Here is a 17,626-nt window from a genome sequence, read left to right on the forward strand (position 1 = left end):
TGCGGTCGGCGACGAAATCGAAGATCTCCTGTCGCGCCCTCGCGATGTCGAGCTGCTCGTCCAGGTCGACCGGAGCGAGTTCGCGCGACTTCACCCGCAGGTGCTCGTACTGCGCCAAGGTCAAGTTCTCGACCTCCGATTCCGACTGCAGTTCGCCTTCGATCCACACGCCGGTGTTCTCGTCGAGCACGTACGCGGTCCGAAGGTCGTGGGGATCGATCCGGATCAGCACGTCCTTCGGGCAGTCCGAACTCGCCCTGAGAGCTTGGAAACCGTTCGAGTTCCAGCGCAGCCGATTGAACCTGACACCGTCGCGTTGCAGCTTACGGTAGGGAGTGAAGCCCACCAGCGGCGCCAGCAGTTCCCTTGGCGGCGGGAGCTTCGGTCCGACCTTGTCGATGTCCTTCCAGGCTTCGAGCGGCGTCCGTCCGGTGCTGCTGTGGATCTCGCGGTGATACACGTCGACGATCCATTTGCCGACGATACGACAGAGGTCGTCGAGCGTCAGACAGGCCGACCCTTCCGGATCGTGGCCTTTCCGCCGACGCTCGCCGACGCTCGCCGACGTTCGACGACGTCGTGCCGGGCTACCGGTGCAGAAGCTTCAGGTTGAGCGTCCGAAACCAGCGCTCGATCTTGCCCTTCAGCCAGGGCGAGCCAGGAGGCAGATCGACGATGCGCATGTTGAGCGCCATCTCGGCCGCCCGCATCGAAGCCGAACGGAATTCCGCCCCGCGGTCGACGAAGAGGACGTCCGGCGGCCCGAAGCAAGGCCAGTCCGATACGATCGAAAGCTCCGAACCGCGCATCCTCGCAAGGAAGTCGTCCTTCGGTAGGACGGCCATCGCCAGCGCTTCCATGACACTCGTCCAGGAGGGCGGCGTGAAGCCGATGGCGAAGCCGAGGATCATTCGCGTGTGACGATCTATGAGTACCGTCAGGTAGGGACGTCCCAGAATCGCGCCGTTCTCGTGGACCACGATCATGTCCAACGTCGTGTGATCGATCTCGACCTCGTGCAGCGGATACCTTCCGTCCGGTCCGGCCGCGACGGTCGAGAACAGCTTGTCTGCCTCCCGCTTGCCGAGTCGCTTCACCGCCAGGTCGTACTGGTCGCGGGCTCGAATGGCTCGGGCGACGATGTTCTTGCCGACGACGTTCCTCGCCCCGGGCGGGATGAACAAGCCCTCCTTGTCCTCGAGGTCGATCGGCTGGAAGTCGTCGAGCCGGGTCACTGGAGCGCCCCCCGGTCGGTCCCGGCGGCGTGGCCGAGGCGGTAGAAGCGCGACAGGGTCCGCGCGTAGCCGTGCGAGGGGGCGAGCACCCAGAGGTCCGAGGTGACCCCCGGTTGCCCGTTCCGGATGCTCGGGTGACCCTGGAACTGTCCTGTCAGGCAGGGTGCGCTGCGCAAGGCAAGCGCCCAATCCTCCACGATGGGCGCGTCGTCCAGGATTGCCGCCGACGGGTGGCGGCCGTCGGCCAGCGCCTCCACGTCCGCGACGAGGCGCCGGAGGCGCTCGAGCTCCTCGCGCAGTTGCTGGGGCTCGCCGAACGGTGGAACGAGGATGGTCATGGCACGGAACTCCGATCGCCGGCCGCATCGCGGTCCGGGCGTCGAGGAAAGGGAACTGGCGAGGGGTCGTCAGGCCTCGCGCCGTATCACCCGCGTCCGGGAGCCGATGGGTTCGTCGAGGTCGAGGTCGACGAAGCGGGCCAAGGCCAGCGACGCGACGGCCGCGATCGGGCGCGACGTGTTCCGGAGGATGCCGAGGCATTCCGCCAGGGTGACCGAGCCCTCTTCGTCGAGAGCGGCAAGCAGACGGATGCGGTCGTCGAGCGACACCCGCCACCGGGCGAACGGCAGGATCGCCCTGGCGTTCTCGAGCCGGACGGGATCGATGTCGGCTGGGAGGACGAACCGCGCGCCCGGCGGCAGCGACTCGCGATGGATCGCCGGGAAGGGTCGTCCTTCCGGCACGACGAACAGCAACTCCTCGCCGCGGCTTCCGCTGGCGCCGAAGTCCGCCACGTGCGCCGTACCCGCGACCGGCACCCGGCAACGCCAGTGCTCGACCGCGGGGTCGACGTCGAGCAGGCGCGCCACGTCGACGGCCATGGCGGAGGGGAACACCGCGTCCCCCCGGCACCGGATGGGGCGGTAGTTCCCGCCCTCGGTCGGAACGACGGACGCGACGGGTGGATGAGACGGCGGCGTCTCGACCGCGCGGATCGAATGGTCTGGATGCATCGCGACGCTCCGTACCGGACGGGGCGGCGCCGCTCGTCCGTCAACCTCGGGAAGGCTCGGAGGTCAGCGTATGGGGCGGTGGACGGCGACGGCGCGCGGGGCCACATCGCGCCGGGGGCGCGCGCATGTCCGCGGTTGGATCGGGCAGGGTCGCATGGCCGGGAAGCTACGCACGGGAAGGTGGTCGAGTCAACGGGGATGGAGATCGTTCCCGTCGATGCTCCGGCCGTCGGGACCGCCGTCCCGCTTTCCAGCTCGGTTCACTCGCTCGCGAGGCGGCCGCCCTTCAGTGCCTCGATCGTCGCGAGTCGCTTCCCGCATCCGCGGCATTGGCCGCAGGAGTGCGGCCCCGAATGTCATGAGAACGTCAGGCCGAGGAGTTCGAGCGGCAGCCCGGAGCGGCGCACGAGGTTCACGGGATCCAAGTCCCGCGCCGGGGCCGACACGCGGACGCCGCCCTCCTGCAAGGCGAGCGCCCGGTCGATCGCGTCGAGGAAGGGCGCCTTGCCGTCGGCTTGGGCGTCGGTGCCGACGGCGCCGATGACGATCTCGGACAGTCCGTCGGCGACATGGCGCGTCGTCGCGGCGCACGTAGTCGTCCGCCGGATCCGCCTCCGCCGCGAGCGCGGCCCAGTAGGCGGGACTGCCCAACCAGCCGGAACGGCCCCAGCGCACGCCGCGGACGATCTCGTCGTCGGGATGGCGGCGGGAAACGGCCCCCGCGGCGACCGGGACGGGCGAGCCGAGCCCGAATCCGTCTGGACCTGCGTCGTCGAGCATCCGTCCGTTCCCCCTCCCGTCACCGTCACATCGACGATGACGGGAGGGGGGCTCAAGCAAAGCCGCGTCGACGGTTTCACCTGACTGTTGCGATCGAGGCCCTTTCGCCGCCGGCGGGGACCGAACCGAAAGGACGCCGGAGCTCACCAAATGCCGCCGTCGGCGAGCGCGACGACGCTCCAGACGGCCCAGATCGCGGCGACGCAGGTCGCGACGACGAGCCGTCCGAGGCGGCGCATCCGCCCGGCGCCGAACGTCCCTCCCTCCCGCTCTGCCCTTGCGGACGCGGCGTCCATGGCGAACGGTTCCCTGAGGACCAGCAGGATCGACCAGACGGCGGCGAGCGCCAGGCCGAACGGCGAGCCGAGGAGCCAGGCCGCGCGGCGGCGGCGGCGATCGGAAGCGTGGGATATCGCGGGCCTGGCTCGTTCATCTGCTCCTTCCGATGCAGTCCCGGCGACGGTCGGGATCGTTCGACCGGGCCGCCCTCGTGCGATCAGTAGGCGCGGGTGAAGCCGCCGTCGTGGATGATGTTGGCTCCCGTCAGGTGGTCGGAGAAGTCGGACAGGAGCGCCGACACGGCCCCCGCGACTTCGTCCGGGGAACCATACTTCCGGAGCGGGATGTTGAGCGTCTCCGCCGCGAGACGTTCCTCGAAGCTCTGACCGGACGCGGCGGCCCGCTGCTGGATCATGTCGGCGTAGTGGGGCGACAGCGTGCCTCCCAAGGACAGCGTGTTCACGTGGATGCCCCTCTCGCCGAGCGCGAAGGCGAGCGTCTTCGCCTGTGCGAGCCACGCGGCGCGGATCACGTTGTTGGTGGCGTAGTGGCTGAGCACCTGAACGGACGAGATGCCGGACACGATGACGACTTTGCCGCGTCGGTTTTCTGCAAGGTTCGGGGTCATGGCGGCGATCGCGCACTGGAGAAGGGCGAGCGGCCCGGTGAAGTGGTCGCTGAAGAGCTTCGCCCAGACGGCGGCATCGGGCAGGGCCTCCCCGGTGGGTGGTACCTGCGGCGGCATCAGCACCACGCCGTCGAGCTTCGCCCCCCATGCGGCGAGCTGGTCGGAAAAGCGGGCCACCGACGAAAGGTCGGTCATGTCGACGGAGACGACGTCGATCGGCCCCGCCGCGTATGCCGATACCCTCTCGCGGAGGGCATCCAGTCGTCCCGGGTCCCGCGCGGCCAGGATCAGGTGATGGCCAGCCCGCGCAAGCCGCTCGGTGAGCGCCGTTCCGATGCCGCCGGTCGCGCCGGTGATCAGCATGGTGCTCGCCATCGCGGATGCTCCTCCAGACTGCCTCGACCCGTCGCGCACGGCTGACGAGCCGCTTTGACATATCGAACGGCCGCACGGCTCCCATGCGTCCGTGCCACTCCTGCTAATCGGTTGAAATGCGTATGTTGCGGGCGTCGAAGAAAAACGAACACGAAAACGGCTCCTACCGATGGGAGCCAGACCTAGGACCAAGACGATGAACCTGACCCGCGCCCTTCGCAACTACCGTTCCTACCGCTCGACCGTGAACGAGCTGAACCGCCTGTCGAACCGCGAGCTTGCCGATCTCGGCATCGCGAAGTCCGACATCCCGGCGATCGCCCGCCAGTCGATCCGCTGACGAGTTTCCCGAGCTTCGTCCCGGCCCATCCTCCTCCCAAGGCCGCGACGAACCGGCCTGCGGCATCCTCCTCCCAGCCGTAGGCCATGCATGACGCCCGCCGGTCCTCCCCCGGCGGGCGTTTTCGTTCGCGCTCCCCATCCTCGCCGGGCAGACGGTTCCAGCCGTCCAAAAGTTGGCTGGTTCCACATGCGGAGGAGGCAGACATGGAGCGTCGCGCTTTTGCCGACGGCGGCGTGCAACCAGTCCGTCGCCATGCGCAACGCCTCGGCGAGACGTCGGACATTGCTGCGGCAGTGGCGTTCCTTGCGTCGGACGAGGGCCGTTGGGTTACAGCCCAGGTGATCGAGGCGAGCGGCAGCTACAAGTTATGAGCGATGAGGGGCGAGGCTCGATCCGACCCGCGTCTTATCGGAGTAGGCTCGGTCGGTTTGCTCTGCTGATCGGAGCCAGCGACCGTTCGTTCACGCGATGGTTCCGCCACCGTCGACGGTGACGGTCGAACCGGTGGCGAAGGGGTTGGCGGCGACGAACAGGATCGCCTGCGCGACGTCGTCCGGCTGACCGACCCGGCGGACCGGAAGCTTGGCGGCCGTCCGCTCGAACATCGCCGCGCGGTCCGCGTCGCCCAGCCGCGCGTGGAGCGGCGTGTCGATCAGGCCGGGCGAGACCGTGTTGACGCGCACCGGCGCCTTCTCCAGCGCGAGACCGCGGGCGAGAGCCTCCAGCGCGGCGTTGATCGCCCCTTGCAGCACGGACGCGCCGCTCGGCCGCGTCGAAAGGAAACCCGAGACGAAGGTCAGCGAGCCCGCGTCAGTGATGCGCGCCGCCTTGGCGACGCGGAACGCCCCGAAGAACTTCGAGTCCATCGAGGCTTTCGCATCCGCGACGGACAGCGCCGCGACCGGCCCAATCTTCGTGGCGGCGGCCGCGACCACGACATGGTCGAAGGGATCGCGTCTGGCGAAGAAGGCCTCGACGGCGGCATCGTCGGTGAAGTCGAGTGCCGCGGCCTCGGCGCCGGCTTCCCGGGCGGCGTCATCGAGCTTCGCGCCGGGCCGTCCGGCCGCGACGACTTGCGCGCCCACTCGTCCGAAGGCGACGGCCGTGGCCCTGCCGATGCCGCCGGCAGCGCCGACGACGAGCACCCGGGCATTGCCGAACTCGATCGTCATGGCACTCTCCCTCGCCAAAGCCCGTTGCCGACGCCTCCGCCGACGACCGTCACCAAGATAGCGAAGACTCGGGGGCTCCGCGACCCGCTCCCGGTCTCGGGACCCGCCTCGCGAGGGCGTCCGCCGCCGCCGTTCCGATCCCTTCCGGACGAAGTGCGGGCCCCACCCAACGGATGCTCCGCCACACCTCGGAGAACCGCCGTGCTTGGTTATGCGTTTGTGGGCGCCGGGCATCCGCCCCGTACAGCGCCGGGGGTGACCGTTGACAACAGATACGCCGACAGTCGCGCCGATCGGAACCGGAGCCGGAAGCGGCCGATCAAGCCGCGTCCCCGCGCTTGTCGCGGTCGTCTTCCTGCTGTGCGTCGCCGCCTTCGCATGGTCGCTCTGGTCGAGCTTCGAGCGCTCCCGTTCGTCCGACCTCCAGAGCGGCCTGCTCGGGTCGTTGGAGCAGTTGGCGGCGACCGTCACGACCATGCAAAGCAGCCAGCGCGGCTACGTCCTGGCCGGATCCGAAAGCCTTCTCGACAGCTACGGCGAGGCGAAGGGCAGGCTCGACGCCGACATCGACGCGTTCCGCCAAGCCTCGGCGAGCGCGGGCGCCGACCGGGCCCGCATCGACGCCGTCGTCGGCGCCGTCGGTCGCGAGGTCGCCTTCGACGAGGACGCGATCGGCCTTCGGCGCAGCGGCGGCTACGAGGCGGCCACCGCACCGGAGGTCGAGGAGCGGGGGAAGCGCGTCCTCGACGAGCGTCGCGCGACGCTGCGGGCGGAACGCGGCGCGGCCGGCAAGGCGATCGCCGGCAACACGAGGGCGCAGCGGTTCCTGACCCTCGTGCAGACTGCGCTGTTCCTGTTCGCCGCCGTCGCGGCAGTGGCGTTGTCGGCGCTCGCCCGCCGACGGCAACGCCAGGTCCGCGCGAGCGCGGGACTGCTCGACGACCTGATGTCCGTCGCCCCGGTCGGCATCGCGTTCATCGACCGCGACGGCAGGCTCGCCCGCTCCAACGTCGAGTTCGGGCGGATCGCCGGCCCCGAAGGCAAGGATACCGATGCTTCGCGCTGGTTCGCCGCGCTGAGCGACCGGGCGCGGGCGACGGGCCGGGCGACCGTCGACCCGGGCTTCCGTTTCGGCGACGACGGCTCGCGCGTCGGCATCGCGGCCGCCTTCCCGACGGTGCGGGGCGTCGACGGCACGCGCGGCGGCACGGGTCTCCTCGTGCTCGAGACGACCGAGCAGTTGCGGGCGACGGCGGCGCTCGACGAGGCGAGCGGCCAGCTCAGCGCCATCGCCGACAACATTCCGCAAATGGCCTGGACGGCCCGGCCGGATGGTGAGATCTTCTGGTACAACCGCCGCTGGTTCGACTACACCGGCACGACGCTCGATGAGATGCGGGGCTTCGGATGGCAGAAGGTTCATCATCCCGACCACGCTGAGCGCGTCGTCGACGGCTACAAGCGCGCCTTCGCGCTTGGACAACCCTGGCAGGACACGTTTCCGCTTCGCGGCGTCGACGGCACCTACCGCTGGTTCCTCAGTCTCGCGATCCCGATCCGGAACGCTGAGGGAGCGATCCTGCGCTGGTTCGGCACCAACACCGACGTCACCGAGCAACGCGCGGTCGAGGAAGAGCTCCTGGCGGCCAAGGACAACGCCGACAACGCCAACCGGGCGAAAAGCCAGTTCATCGCCAACATGAGTCACGAACTCCGAACACCGCTGTCGGCGGTGATCGGCTACGCGGAGCTTCTGGAAGAGGAGGTCGAGGACCTCGGCGAGACGCATCTCCTCGCCGATCTGAAGAAAATCGAGGGCAACGCCCGGCACCTTCTCAGCCTGATCAACAACGTCCTCGACCTGTCGAAGATCGAGGCGGAACGAATGGACGTCTACCCGGAGACGTTCGACTTGGCGACGGTGATGGACGAGGTCGCGTCGACGGTGGGATCGCTCGTCGCGAAGAAGAACAACACTCTGCGCATCGAGCACGACGGCACTTTGGGAAAGGTGCACACCGACCAGGTGAAGGTGCGGCAGTGCCTGCTGAACCTCCTGTCGAACGCCTCGAAGTTCACAGAAGGCGGCACGATCACGCTGCGCGGCGAGCGAACGAGCGACGGCGACCGCGACTGGATCACGCTCGCCGTCACGGACAGCGGCATCGGCATGACCGAGGAGCAGGTCGAGCAACTGTTCGAGCGCTTCCGGCAGGCGGATGCCTCAACGACCCGCAAGTTCGGTGGCACCGGGCTCGGGCTCGCGATCACACAGGCCTTCTGCCGTCTCCTCGGCGGCGACATCGGTGCCACCAGCGTCCTCGGTGAGGGCACGACGTTCACGATCCGCATTCCGGCGGAGGTGACAGTCGTCGAGGAAGAGCCGCTGCCCGCAACGGGGGGTACGCTCGCGGTCGGGCCGGCGGGGACGGTGCTCGCGATCGACGACGATCCGCACGCCCGCGAACTGGTAACGCGCTTTCTGTCGAAGGAGGGCTTCGCGGTCCGTACCGCATCGGACGGCGTCGCCGGGCTGGAGATGGCGCGTGCCCTCGTGCCGGACGTGATCCTGCTCGACGTGACGATGCCGAAGAAGGATGGCTGGTCGGTGCTGGCGGAGCTGAAGGAGGATCCGGCCCTCAGCGCGATCCCGGTGGTGATGATCACCGTCATGGACGAGCAGCGGCTCGGCTTCGCGCTCGGCGCGTCCGACTACCTCTTGAAGCCGGTGGAATGGGATAAGCTGAAGGAGGTGATGGACCGTTTTCGAACGGACGGTTCGGGCGTTGTGCTCGCGATCGACGATGACGTCGACACGCTGGCGCGCTACGCCACGATGGTCGAGAAGCAGGGCGCCGCCTTCGTCTCGGCGACCAACGGCCAGCTCGGCCTCGACCGCGTTCGGGAGCGCAAGCCCGACCTGATCCTGCTCGACCTCAACATGCCCGTGATGGACGGCTTCGACTTCCTGAAGGAACTGCGGGCCGAGCCGCAATGGCGGGACATCCCGGTGGTGGTGCTGTCGTCGAAGGACCTCACCCGTGCCGAGCGCTCGACACTGGAGGGCGCCGCCGACGAGGTGCTCGCCAAGACCGAGGCCTCGATGCGCGAGCTCGCGACTCGGATCCGCGAGATCGTGCTGGCGCGGCCGTCCTGACGGCCGCCACAGATCCCGCGCGGCTTCGGCGAAAGGCAGGATCAAGCGTCGCGCGGTAGGCTCGCGATCGGTCGCCCGAACGGAGATCCGCATGCCGCGGACCGATCGCCTTTCCCGCCCCTGCCATGTCCGCCGTGCCGCGGTCGCCCTTGCCGTCGCGTGGATCGGCCTTGCCGGACCCGCCGGCGCGCAGGAGGACGCCGACGTCGACCTGAAGCCCGCCGACTTCGTGCCGGAGGAACCGATCGCGATCCGCGTCGACGACCTGCAACCTGGCAAGCAGGGTTCCGACGTTTCCGTTACCGTCGCCAACCGGACGAAGAAGGACGTCGAGGCGGTCGCCGAATGCACACTCTACGACGCCGACCGCGAGGACCTCGGCGTCGCGACGGGCGAGGCTGTCAAGGTCGCCGCCGGCGGGCGCAAGGCGACGACGGTCACGGGCGCCGAGGGCGCGAAGTTCGCCGAGTGCCGCGTCAGGGGCGCGCAGTGACGGGCGCCGCCGACTGCATCACCGCCTTGGAACGACTGGCCGATCGAAGGTTGAGTTTCCGTTAAGGCCGCCGACGATCCGACCCCCCAAATCTTGTGAGGATCGAACCACGATCGTTCGAGTTTTAGCGAACGAACGAACATTCGAACGGTCATCCTCACATGCCCACGCCGGAAATCCTGGTCGTGCTCGGCGACGAGCACGTCTGCCCCCTCTCGTCCGTATGGTCGGTCGAGACAGACTCGGCCGCAACGCGTACGGCGCCGCAGCCGTGCAAATCTCTCGGCGACGCGATGGCATGGGCGGTGGGGCGCCTGAAGTGCGCCTCGCGCACCGCAAGCTGGCCGTGGGTGAGACGCACGGACGGCCGCGTGCTCTCGCCCGCCTACCTGCGGGCCTACATGAGAACACCAAAAGCCTGAGCGTTCCGCCGGCCGTCACTCCTCCTTTCCGCCAACCAACGGATACGACCATGATCACCGAACCCGCCACCACGATGTACGAGACGACGCAGTTCCGCCTGATCGGCTGGGCCGGAGCAATCCTTTTCGCGCTCGCGCCGCCGACCTTCCTCTACGAATGGTGGCTGGTGTTCTACACGACCGCGGTCGAGGAGGATCCCACCATCGGCCCGCTGCTGACGATCTCCTGCATCGCGATGTTCGCCAGCATCCCGATGATGATCGTCGGTCGGCAGAAGCGCGTCGCGGCCGCGCCCGTGCCGATGGTGGCGCGGTTGCCGAAGCGTCTGTCGCCGCTGCGCCGCCGCATGCCGGAGTTCGAGCCGGCGATGCAGCCGGAACAGGCGATCTGACCGACGTCCGCCGTGACGAAACCGAAACGGCCAGAACGACCGGCAGCAGGGGTCCGTGTTCGATGCGTATGATGGCGTTCTATGCCGGCGTCGCCGCGTTGCTTCAAGTCAACGCCGCGGCCGCCGCCAATGCAGGAGCAGGCGCGGCGTCGCCGAGCGAGACAGACGTCGTAATCGAGCTTGGGGTCGGTGGCAGCACCGCGCCGAAGTACGAGGGTTCGATGGATCAGCGGTTCAGCCCGTACCCGATCGTCAGCCTCGACTACCTCAGCATCCCGGGCTTGTTCTCCTTCGGCAGCATCGACCCGCAGCGCGGCGGCTTCTCGGTCGGCCCGTCCTTCGGCTACGTCGGCAAGCGCGACTCCGGCGACTCCGACGCCCTCGAAGGCCTGTCGGATGTGGATCCGACGTACCAGGCCGGCGCCCGGCTCGGCTACGAATGGGACCACGCCGAAATCTACGGCGCGGCGCGCTACGCCTTCGGCGGCGCGCACGGCGTCGTCGGCGATCTTGGCGCGAACCTCGTCGTCCGCCCGCTACAGGCGCTACAGGTCAAGGCCGGACCGGTCGCGAGCTTCGCGTCCGGCGAGTACATGAACGACTACTTCGGCGTGTCGCCGGCCGAGTCGCTCGGCTCCGGCGGCCGCCTCGACAGCTACGATCCGAAGGGTGGCTTCAAGACGGTCGGCGCCGCGGCGTCCGCCCGCTACGAGTTCCGCCCGACTTGGTTCATCAACGCCGACGCGTCGTGGAATCGGTTCGTCGGCGATGCGAAAGGATCGCCGATCGTGAAGGCCGGCGACGAGAACCAGTACACCGTTGGTGTCGGCTTCTCGAAGCGCTTCCAGCTCGACCTGTTCCGATAAGATCAGCCCAAGGCTCGAAGTATCGCCGGAAACTGGAAGGGCGCGATTGCTCGAAGGTCGGTCAAGGAGCCGGCGGCGATGACGCGACCGGCGTGGTTCGGTTCGGGCTCACGGCGATGCCGCCGGTGATTGTCCGATCCGTCGCGGTATCGGAGCGGCCGTAGACGAACGCTCCGACCGCTGCGCCGATCGCGACGACGAGCAGGATCGCGACTGGCGTCTTCGTTCCATGTCGTTCTGCGGGATACTGATCGTTTTCGGACATGCACGGAACCCCTCCCGGACATTCCCGGGCAGCATACGGTGCCTGGCTTGAGCGAGACGGATCAACCGATCGCCGCCGTTCGAGGATCGGCGGATCGGATCGTGGCTCACGCGTCCTCGACCAGCTCGCGGCTCGCCACCGCCGCCCGGACGAACGCCTCGGCCGTGCCCTGTTCGATGTGACCGGCGAGTGCGTTCGCCTGATCCCATCCGTCGCGCCAGCACATCCAGTCCTCGCTGCTGGCGTCGAACGGGTTCGACGTTCGCGACGCTCCGCGCCGGAAGGCCGCGACGCCCTCCGCCAATGCCGTCTCGCTCATGTTCGATGTTTCCTCGCGTCCCCAACCCGATGAAGCCGACGGACCGCGACAGAATTGTGTCGAGTGAGCCTATGGAGACGATGGATCGGCTGCGTCGGGCGTCAGCCCGCAAACTTGCGGATCGTCGAGACGATGCGCCGTTCGTCGAACGGCTTGCCGAAGAGGACGCCTCGAGCCGGCAGATCGTGCTCGGCCCAAGGACGCGACGAGACGAGCACCAGTTCCACCGGGGGCCAGCGGTCGCGGACCGCGACGGCGAGCTTCATGCCGGCGGTGGAGCCGCGCATGTCGAGGTCGGTGAAGACGGTACGGACATCAGTCCGCGTCTCCAGGATCTTGATCGCCTCCACGACGTTCGTCGCCTCGATCGCCTCGCAGCCGGCCTTTTCGACGAAGTCGACCATCGCCATCATCAGGATCGGGTCGTCCTCGACGACGAGCACGATCGGCAAGGACGGGCGGGACTGCGAGGCCATCAGGCGGCTGCCTCCTGGATTTCCGAAAGCGGCGCGCGGAACTCGACCCTGAGCCCTGCTGGCTCGTAACGGAGGTCGGTCCGGCGCGTTCCGAGCAGTCCCATCCGGATCAGCTTGGTGCCGAAGCCGCCGCGGTTGCTCGGCGGGACGACCTGCGGGCCGCCTGTCTCCGCCCAGTCGAGCACGAGGACGGGCTCGGCGCCGTCCTCTGTCCGCCATGCGAGGTTCACTCGGCCGTTCAGCGACGACAGCGATCCGTACTTCAGCGCGTTCGTCGCCAGTTCGTGCAGCAGCAGCGATAAGGACAGCGCCGCCTGCGGGCCGATGTCCAGGTCCGGTCCGTCGAAGGCGAAGCGGTCGAGGTCGGCCTGGATCGTCAGGACGCCGGCCATCACGTCGCGCATGCGGGCCGCCGACCAGCTCTTCTGCATGAGGACGTCGTGTGCCCGCGACAGCGCGAGGATGCGACGGTCGAACGCCTCGATCGGCGCGCGCTCCGGCACGTCCTTCAACGTCTGGGTCGCCAGCGACTGGACAATGGCGAGCGTGTTCTTCAGCCGATGCGCCAGTTCGCGGTTCAGCACTGCCTGCTGGTCCTCGGCGTGGACGCGAGCGACGCCAGCCTGAAGGCGGTCGGCGACGTTGCGCAGGAACGCCAGCTCCTCCGCTGTCCAGTGCCGCGCCGCGACGTCGTGGGCGATCACCACGGCAACGGTCCTCCCGCGCTCGCGCACCGGCATGTTGACAAGGGCACCGATGGCGACGTCGTGCATGCGGCCTGGATCGTCCCGGGTGCGCGGGTCGGTGTCGACGTCGTCGATGATCAGCGGCTCGCCGCGCATCAGCTCGTGCCGCAAATCCCCGTAGTCCTCGAAGCGATGAACGCCGGCGATGCTCGACATGCCGGGCGCCGTCCAATCCGGCTCAATCGCGACCGTCTCGACATCGGTGTCGACGCGGCCGAAGCCGGCGCGGGTCGCGCCGAGCGTCCGCCCGACGATCTCGGAGGCGGCGCGGGTCATCTCGCCGATGTCGGTCAGGTCGCGCAGCCTGTCGCCGAGCGACAGGAGCGCGGCGCGACGCGTGTCGGCCGCGACCCGGGCCGTCACCTCGAGGAACAAGACGCCGAAGCGGTCTTCCTCGAGCCTGAAGGCGCGACCCTCGTACCAGCGGTGCAGCGTGCCGACCTGCCGGGTGAAAGTCGCAGGCCTGCCGCTGTCGACGACCCCGACGAACTCGTCGATCCATTCCTGCTCGATATCGGGGAAAGCCTCGCGAACCGTCCGCCCGATCACGGCATCCGGATCGACGCCGAGAAGCCGGCTCCAGGCCGGGTTCACCTCGCGGAAACGCCAGTCCCGGGCGCGCCCGTCTGCGTCGCGGATGACCTCGCCGAGCAGGAAGCCTTCATCCAACCGGCCGAACAGTTCGCGCCAGTGCCGGTCCTGCTCGCGCAAACGGTCACGGACGACGACGGCGCGACGCAGCTCGAGCAGCGTCATCACTTGGCGCGCGAGCGCCTTCAGGTCGTCCTTCTGCTCGGCAGAGAGACCGTCAGGCCGCGGCGCGTGGTCGATGACGCAGAGCGTGCCGAGCACGTCGCCGTCCGCCGTCACCAGCGGCGCGCCGGCGTAGAAGCGGATGTGGGGCTCACCAGTGACGAGCGGGTTGGCGGAGGTGCGAGGGTCCTCCGTCAGGTCCGGGATCACCAGCACCCGATCCGGCGTCGACAGGGCATGGGCGCAGACGGAGCTGTTGAGGTCGGTCTGGCACGACGGGAATCCGAGGCGAGCCTTGAACCACTGCCGGTCGCTGGCGACCAGGCTGACGAGCGCGACAGGCGTAGAGCAGAGCCGGCAGGCGAGATGCACGACGTCGTCGAAGCCGGGCTCGGCCGGCGTGTCGAGTACGGCGTAGGCGTCGAGCGCCGCGAGGCGGGGAGGGTCGGCGACGATGGACGTATATGGGTTCTCTGCCATCGGCTCCGGACCGTTGCGGTCGACCGATAGCGCCGATCCGTGCCCGCGTCGACAGGCGATCCGTCTTGCCCGTCCGCGAGGTGGTTGAGGCGAGGGCAGTCAACAACGAGCTAATCCACGTCGTCAGCAGCGAGGGCCGGGCGTTCCGGGTGCCGGGCGACCGCTACACGTTCCTCGTCACCGGCACGGGCAGCAGGGAAGCCTGCTTCATCGTCCACCGCATCGTGCCGCCGGGCGGCGGGCCGCCGCGCATCCAGGGCCGCGAGGACTAGTTCTTCCGCTTGGTCGACGGGGAGTTGCCTGCGGCCGTCGGCCACCGCGCCCTCGAGGCCACGACCGTCGGCTCGAGAACGCGCGGCGCCGCGTGCCGCACACTTGCCGGAACATCGGGCTGGACAAAGCGTCGATGCTGGCGGCGTTCACGCCGGCCGGCATGGAGGGCTGGTTCGAGTAGTCCCTCGACCTGGCCGGCGATAAGGTGAGCCCCCGCCGCTGCCGCCCTAGCTCGTCGTCCGCATGGTCGCCACCAAGCCTAGGTACGGCGTCGAACGGCCCTGCTTGGAGCGGCCGACTTGCTTACCATGCGGTTCGCAGGCAGGAACCGGATTCGGTGGCAGCCGCTCGCCGGGACGTCGGCGTTTCGCCGCCGTACCGGCTCACCAGACCCCGCCGACGGCGACCGCCGCGAGGGGATACCGACGGATCTCCTCCGAGCAGCCCGCGTAAGCGTATGCCGCGTCGGCACCGCGACCGTCGCAGGACCGTCATCGACCCGACCTAGCCTGTAGCGAGCCCGCGGAGGATCCGCCATGCCCTACCGCCTCGTGAAGGGACGCTACCGGGTCGTCAACTATGCGCCGGACGGCGACACGATCCGCTTCGAGCCCGACGACCGCACCGCGCTCGGCTTGCTTCTCGGCGAGGCGCGCTTCAACGCCCCCGGCCATGTCCCGCTGCGGCTCGAGGGCGTCGACGCCCTAGAGAGCCATTACTCGCCGCCGTCCGGGGGCGGCGCCTTGAGCCAGCCGATGCCGCTGGCGCGGGCCGCGACCGACTTCCTCCTCGACTTCGTCGGCGTCCGCGACGTCGCCTGGACGGCGGAGCGGCGGTCGATCGCGTCGGCCAACGACGGCGCCCCCGGGCACGTCCTCACCCGCTCCGTCGACAAGTACGGGCGCGTCATCGCCTTCGCCTTCGCGGGGCCAGCCGACGAGGAGGACGGCGACGACGTGTTCCTCGATGCCACCGGGCTGGCGGCGAGCTACAACCAGGCGACCCTCGCGGCGGGCCTCGTCTACCCGACCTTCTACTGGGGACTCTTCGCCGACCTGCGGAACGCGCTGGCGGCGACCGCGAGGCAGGCGCGCGCGGAAGGGAAGGGCGTCTTCGCCGGGGACAGGACGCAGTCCGGTGTGCGGGTGTCGTCGCTGGCCTCCGTCACCGACGATGCGGTGATCCTGCCCAAGCTCTTCCGCCGCCTGTCGGACTTTCTCGTCGCGACGGGGACGGTCGAGGGGTTCCGCGCCGCGCTCGAGGCGAACCGGGAGCCGGTGCTCGACCTGACGGCCAGCAACTTCACCCACTTCGACACCTTCGTCGAGCAGGACGGCGACATCGTCCGGATGACGCGGCTGCCCGAGGAACTCGTCTTCGACCCGATGCCGAACCGCGCGACCGCGAGCCTCGGGGCGATGCTGGAGACGGCGTCGACCGGACGGGACGTCCGCGACGAAGCCGTTGTCGTCGACGAAAGGACGGCGTGAACCTCTATCCGAGGGGAGCCGGCGCGACGGTCGACGTCGGGGATGGGCCCCGGCCGCCGCGAACGAGTGAGGTCCCCCCATACCCGCTCCGCACCCCAACGACGTCGACATGCAGGCAATCGATTGGCTCGCCGAACGACCCCCTCTCGCTTCGCGCTCGCACGCCACGCATGGACACCCAAGCATTGAGCACGCACCCGGCATCCGGGCGACCGGGATCGGGTCGGATGCCCTGGTCGCGGCGGCGTGCCTCCCGACCGTCCCGCGATCGGATCGCATGGAGCTTGCGCTGAATCCAAAGGTGGCTAACTTCGCCCGTGTGTCAGTCGCGTGAAGGGGGACGCCGATGGCCGATATCGAGGAGATCGCCCGGACGGTCGCGCTGTATGCCGTTCCGGGCATGAAGCCGAAGGATCTCGTCGCGAAGGTGCGCGAGCGCCATCCGGGTGCGAGCAAGAAGGAGATCAGCCGTGGAGCCTTCTTCGCCGTGATCCTCGCCGCCGAGGCCGATCCGCACAAGGCCTCGGCCCTGCACGACCTGGCGATCGCCTCGCGGGTCGGGGTCGCCCTGCACTGAGGCCCGTCGGGAGCTGGCGTTTCCGCCGGGCATGCGACGCGGCGGCGCCGTTCGTCCTCCGCGGGATCTCGCCCGCGGCCTGAGAAAGCCGCCCGCCATGCCGACCTCCGGCCTTGTGTCCGTTCGCGGACAGGTCATGCACTGCCTGGAGACGGGAAGCGGCGCGCCGATCCTGTTCCTGCACGGCAACCCGACCTCGTCCGAGCTCTGGCGGAACGTCATGCCGTGGCTCGCCGACCGGGGGTGGTGCATCGCGCCCGACTTGATCGGCATGGGACGCTCCTCGAAGCCCGACATCGCGTACCGCTTCGCCGACCACGCCGCTTTCCTCGAAGGCCTGATCGACAGCTTGAACCTCGATCGGATGGCGATCGTCACCCACGACTGGGGCGTCGCGCTGGGCGCCGACCTCGTCGCCCGGCATCCGGACCGCGTCCGCGCCTTTGCCTTCATGGAGGGGCGTCTCGAACCCTTGCCGGGTTGGGACGCCTTCGACGAGGGCGGTCGCTCGCTGTTCCGGCGTTTCCGCACTCCGGGCGAGGGCGAGCGGCTGATCCTCGTGGAGAACATGCTGGTCGAGGTCATCCTGCAAGCCGGGACCGAGCGGGCGCTGACGGTCGACGAGCTCGACGCCTACCGGGCGCCGTACCCCGATGCGCGCTCGCGTCTGCCTTTGTTGCAATGGACGCGCGAGATCCCGGTCGGCGGCGAGCCGGAGGATGTCGCGGCGCGGATGACAGCGGCATTCGAAGCCCTCCGGGCGTCCGAGATGCCCAAGCTCGCGCTGCACGCATCGCCCGGCGCCGTGATCGGACCTGGCGACGTGGCACGATGGCGGGCATGCCTGCCGAACTTCGCCGCCCGCCACGTCGGCGCGGGGCGGCACTTCCTTCCGCACGACCAGCCGGACGCGATCGGTCGAACGCTGCGGGAATGGACCCACCGAAGCGACGGTTTCCGAACGCGATGACTCCGGCCCGGGCTCGCGGCTGGGATCGCGTTCGGATCGGCCGGCGTCGTCTGAACGATCAAAGCGTCGCTGGGAGCCGATTCCGGGAAGGCCTTGCGCGTCGCGGCGTCTCGGATGGCGCG

The 17,626-nt window shown here is 69.1% G+C and carries 22 protein-coding genes; 10 read left to right on the top strand and 12 right to left on the bottom strand.

From position 1 onward, the window contains the following. The 7 genes from F6X38_RS21435 to F6X38_RS21450 all read right to left on the bottom strand — a co-directional run. The coding region (locus F6X38_RS21435; protein ID WP_202618051.1) for a Mu transposase C-terminal domain-containing protein at nucleotides 1–460 on the bottom strand (460 nt) is incomplete at its 3' end. Between the two features lie 127 nt (nucleotides 461–587). After that, complete coding sequence (locus F6X38_RS23560) at nucleotides 588–1,235, bottom strand: DDE-type integrase/transposase/recombinase (RefSeq protein ID WP_161992869.1); 648 nt, start codon at nucleotides 1,233–1,235, stop codon at nucleotides 588–590. Further along, entirely contained in the window at nucleotides 1,232–1,573 is a 342-nt protein-coding gene (locus tag F6X38_RS23565; protein ID WP_161992870.1) for a DUF6634 family protein, read from the bottom strand. Before F6X38_RS23565 ends, F6X38_RS23560 begins: the two co-directional genes overlap by 4 nt. Before the next feature lie 69 nt (nucleotides 1,574–1,642). Further along, entirely contained in the window at nucleotides 1,643–2,248 is a 606-nt protein-coding gene (locus F6X38_RS23570) for a hypothetical protein (protein ID WP_161992871.1), read from the bottom strand. Nucleotides 2,249–2,604: 356 nt separating this feature from the next. Continuing rightward, nucleotides 2,605–3,084 carry an adenine nucleotide alpha hydrolase family protein gene (locus F6X38_RS21445; RefSeq protein WP_150973453.1) on the bottom strand — a complete coding sequence of 160 codons (480 nt, stop codon included), beginning with the start codon at nucleotides 3,082–3,084 and terminating at the stop codon, nucleotides 2,605–2,607. 87 nt (nucleotides 3,085–3,171) lie between these two features. Beyond that, on the bottom strand, nucleotides 3,172–3,324 hold the full coding sequence (locus tag F6X38_RS23575) for a hypothetical protein (protein ID WP_161992872.1): 153 nt from the start codon (nucleotides 3,322–3,324) through the stop codon (nucleotides 3,172–3,174). Nucleotides 3,325–3,524: 200 nt separating this feature from the next. After that, nucleotides 3,525–4,310: an SDR family NAD(P)-dependent oxidoreductase gene (locus tag F6X38_RS21450; protein WP_150973455.1), complete on the bottom strand. Its 786-nt coding sequence runs from the start codon at nucleotides 4,308–4,310 to the stop codon at nucleotides 3,525–3,527. Between the two features lie 196 nt (nucleotides 4,311–4,506). Here F6X38_RS21450 and F6X38_RS21455 point away from each other — a divergent pair, with 196 nt between their 5' ends. Beyond that, nucleotides 4,507–4,650, top strand: coding sequence for a DUF1127 domain-containing protein (locus F6X38_RS21455; RefSeq protein WP_150973456.1), 144 nt, complete (start codon nucleotides 4,507–4,509; stop codon nucleotides 4,648–4,650). A 206-nt stretch (nucleotides 4,651–4,856) separates the two neighbouring features. Then, a complete protein-coding gene (locus F6X38_RS21460) occupies nucleotides 4,857–5,024 on the top strand; it encodes an SDR family oxidoreductase (protein ID WP_246191481.1) in 168 nt (55 codons plus the stop codon). A 90-nt stretch (nucleotides 5,025–5,114) separates the two neighbouring features. On the opposite strand, the gene F6X38_RS21465 is transcribed toward F6X38_RS21460, so the two are convergent. After that, a complete protein-coding gene (locus F6X38_RS21465) occupies nucleotides 5,115–5,825 on the bottom strand; it encodes an SDR family oxidoreductase (RefSeq protein ID WP_150973459.1) in 711 nt (236 codons plus the stop codon). 262 nt (nucleotides 5,826–6,087) lie between these two features. Between F6X38_RS21465 and F6X38_RS21470 the strand changes: the two genes are divergently transcribed. The 4 genes from F6X38_RS21470 (at nucleotide 6,088) to F6X38_RS21485 (ending at nucleotide 11,155) form a co-directional block, all read left to right on the top strand. Then, nucleotides 6,088–8,982 carry a response regulator gene (locus F6X38_RS21470; protein ID WP_150973461.1) on the top strand — a complete coding sequence of 965 codons (2,895 nt, stop codon included), beginning with the start codon at nucleotides 6,088–6,090 and terminating at the stop codon, nucleotides 8,980–8,982. Between the two features lie 91 nt (nucleotides 8,983–9,073). After that, entirely contained in the window at nucleotides 9,074–9,475 is a 402-nt protein-coding gene (locus F6X38_RS21475) for a hypothetical protein (protein ID WP_150973463.1), read from the top strand. A 472-nt stretch (nucleotides 9,476–9,947) separates the two neighbouring features. Beyond that, nucleotides 9,948–10,289: a hypothetical protein gene (locus F6X38_RS21480; RefSeq protein WP_150973465.1), complete on the top strand. Its 342-nt coding sequence runs from the start codon at nucleotides 9,948–9,950 to the stop codon at nucleotides 10,287–10,289. Nucleotides 10,290–10,360: 71 nt separating this feature from the next. After that, nucleotides 10,361–11,155, top strand: a complete 795-nt coding sequence (locus F6X38_RS21485) for a MipA/OmpV family protein (RefSeq protein WP_246191482.1) — start codon at nucleotides 10,361–10,363, stop codon at nucleotides 11,153–11,155. A gap of 61 nt (nucleotides 11,156–11,216) precedes the next feature. Here the strand turns inward: F6X38_RS21485 and F6X38_RS21490 are convergent, their stop codons facing one another. The 4 genes from F6X38_RS21490 to F6X38_RS21505 all read right to left on the bottom strand — a co-directional run bounded on the left by F6X38_RS21490 (nucleotide 11,217) and on the right by F6X38_RS21505 (nucleotide 14,194). Further along, nucleotides 11,217–11,420 carry a hypothetical protein gene (locus tag F6X38_RS21490; RefSeq protein WP_150973469.1) on the bottom strand — a complete coding sequence of 68 codons (204 nt, stop codon included), beginning with the start codon at nucleotides 11,418–11,420 and terminating at the stop codon, nucleotides 11,217–11,219. A gap of 106 nt (nucleotides 11,421–11,526) precedes the next feature. Next, nucleotides 11,527–11,739: a hypothetical protein gene (locus F6X38_RS21495; RefSeq protein WP_150973471.1), complete on the bottom strand. Its 213-nt coding sequence runs from the start codon at nucleotides 11,737–11,739 to the stop codon at nucleotides 11,527–11,529. A gap of 101 nt (nucleotides 11,740–11,840) precedes the next feature. Further along, on the bottom strand, nucleotides 11,841–12,215 hold the full coding sequence (locus tag F6X38_RS21500) for a response regulator (protein ID WP_150973473.1): 375 nt from the start codon (nucleotides 12,213–12,215) through the stop codon (nucleotides 11,841–11,843). Continuing rightward, the gene (locus F6X38_RS21505; RefSeq protein ID WP_150973475.1) at nucleotides 12,215–14,194 is read right to left on the bottom strand and encodes a GAF domain-containing protein; all 1,980 of its coding nucleotides are present in this window, start codon (nucleotides 14,192–14,194) and stop codon (nucleotides 12,215–12,217) included. The genes F6X38_RS21500 and F6X38_RS21505 overlap by 1 nt, the downstream gene beginning before the upstream one ends. Before the next feature lie 65 nt (nucleotides 14,195–14,259). Between F6X38_RS21505 and F6X38_RS21510 the strand changes: the two genes are divergently transcribed. The 4 genes from F6X38_RS21510 (at nucleotide 14,260) to F6X38_RS21525 (ending at nucleotide 17,504) form a co-directional block, all read left to right on the top strand. After that, the gene (locus F6X38_RS21510; protein WP_150973477.1) at nucleotides 14,260–14,466 is read left to right on the top strand and encodes a hypothetical protein; all 207 of its coding nucleotides are present in this window, start codon (nucleotides 14,260–14,262) and stop codon (nucleotides 14,464–14,466) included. A 537-nt stretch (nucleotides 14,467–15,003) separates the two neighbouring features. After that, nucleotides 15,004–15,957 (top strand): thermonuclease family protein, encoded by a 954-nt coding sequence (locus tag F6X38_RS21515; protein WP_150973479.1) that lies wholly within the window; start codon nucleotides 15,004–15,006, stop codon nucleotides 15,955–15,957. Between the two features lie 346 nt (nucleotides 15,958–16,303). Continuing rightward, nucleotides 16,304–16,534, top strand: coding sequence for an Hsp20/alpha crystallin family protein (locus tag F6X38_RS21520; protein WP_150973481.1), 231 nt, complete (start codon nucleotides 16,304–16,306; stop codon nucleotides 16,532–16,534). Between the two features lie 97 nt (nucleotides 16,535–16,631). Then, entirely contained in the window at nucleotides 16,632–17,504 is an 873-nt protein-coding gene (locus tag F6X38_RS21525) for a haloalkane dehalogenase (RefSeq protein ID WP_210248905.1), read from the top strand. The last annotated feature ends 122 nt before the right edge of the window (nucleotides 17,505–17,626 follow it).

The sequence above is a fragment of the Plantimonas leprariae genome, from assembly GCF_008802405.1.
In the GTDB taxonomy this organism is placed as follows: domain Bacteria; phylum Pseudomonadota; class Alphaproteobacteria; order Rhizobiales; family Rhizobiaceae; genus Plantimonas; species Plantimonas leprariae.

Bases quoted from the DNA above. Each gene is read 5' to 3' on its own strand.
- F6X38_RS23565 (WP_161992870.1), bottom strand. From the start codon at position 1,573: ATGACCATCCTCGTTCCACCGTTCGGCGAGCCCCAGCAACTGCGCGAG.
- F6X38_RS23570 (WP_161992871.1), bottom strand. From the start codon at position 2,248: ATGCATCCAGACCATTCGATCCGCGCGGTCGAGACGCCGCCGTCTCAT.
- F6X38_RS23575 (WP_161992872.1), bottom strand. From the start codon at position 3,324: ATGGACGCCGCGTCCGCAAGGGCAGAGCGGGAGGGAGGGACGTTCGGC.
- F6X38_RS21450 (WP_150973455.1), bottom strand. From the start codon at position 4,310: ATGGCGAGCACCATGCTGATCACCGGCGCGACCGGCGGCATCGGAACG.
- F6X38_RS21455 (WP_150973456.1), top strand. From the start codon at position 4,507: ATGAACCTGACCCGCGCCCTTCGCAACTACCGTTCCTACCGCTCGACC.
- F6X38_RS21460 (WP_246191481.1), top strand. From the start codon at position 4,857: ATGGAGCGTCGCGCTTTTGCCGACGGCGGCGTGCAACCAGTCCGTCGC.
- F6X38_RS21465 (WP_150973459.1), bottom strand. From the start codon at position 5,825: ATGACGATCGAGTTCGGCAATGCCCGGGTGCTCGTCGTCGGCGCTGCC.
- F6X38_RS21475 (WP_150973463.1), top strand. From the start codon at position 9,074: ATGCCGCGGACCGATCGCCTTTCCCGCCCCTGCCATGTCCGCCGTGCC.
- F6X38_RS21480 (WP_150973465.1), top strand. From the start codon at position 9,948: ATGATCACCGAACCCGCCACCACGATGTACGAGACGACGCAGTTCCGC.
- F6X38_RS21485 (WP_246191482.1), top strand. From the start codon at position 10,361: ATGGCGTTCTATGCCGGCGTCGCCGCGTTGCTTCAAGTCAACGCCGCG.
- F6X38_RS21490 (WP_150973469.1), bottom strand. From the start codon at position 11,420: ATGTCCGAAAACGATCAGTATCCCGCAGAACGACATGGAACGAAGACG.
- F6X38_RS21495 (WP_150973471.1), bottom strand. From the start codon at position 11,739: ATGAGCGAGACGGCATTGGCGGAGGGCGTCGCGGCCTTCCGGCGCGGA.
- F6X38_RS21500 (WP_150973473.1), bottom strand. From the start codon at position 12,215: ATGGCCTCGCAGTCCCGCCCGTCCTTGCCGATCGTGCTCGTCGTCGAG.
- F6X38_RS21505 (WP_150973475.1), bottom strand. From the start codon at position 14,194: ATGGCAGAGAACCCATATACGTCCATCGTCGCCGACCCTCCCCGCCTC.
- F6X38_RS21515 (WP_150973479.1), top strand. From the start codon at position 15,004: ATGCCCTACCGCCTCGTGAAGGGACGCTACCGGGTCGTCAACTATGCG.
- F6X38_RS21520 (WP_150973481.1), top strand. From the start codon at position 16,304: ATGGCCGATATCGAGGAGATCGCCCGGACGGTCGCGCTGTATGCCGTT.
- F6X38_RS21525 (WP_210248905.1), top strand. From the start codon at position 16,632: ATGCCGACCTCCGGCCTTGTGTCCGTTCGCGGACAGGTCATGCACTGC.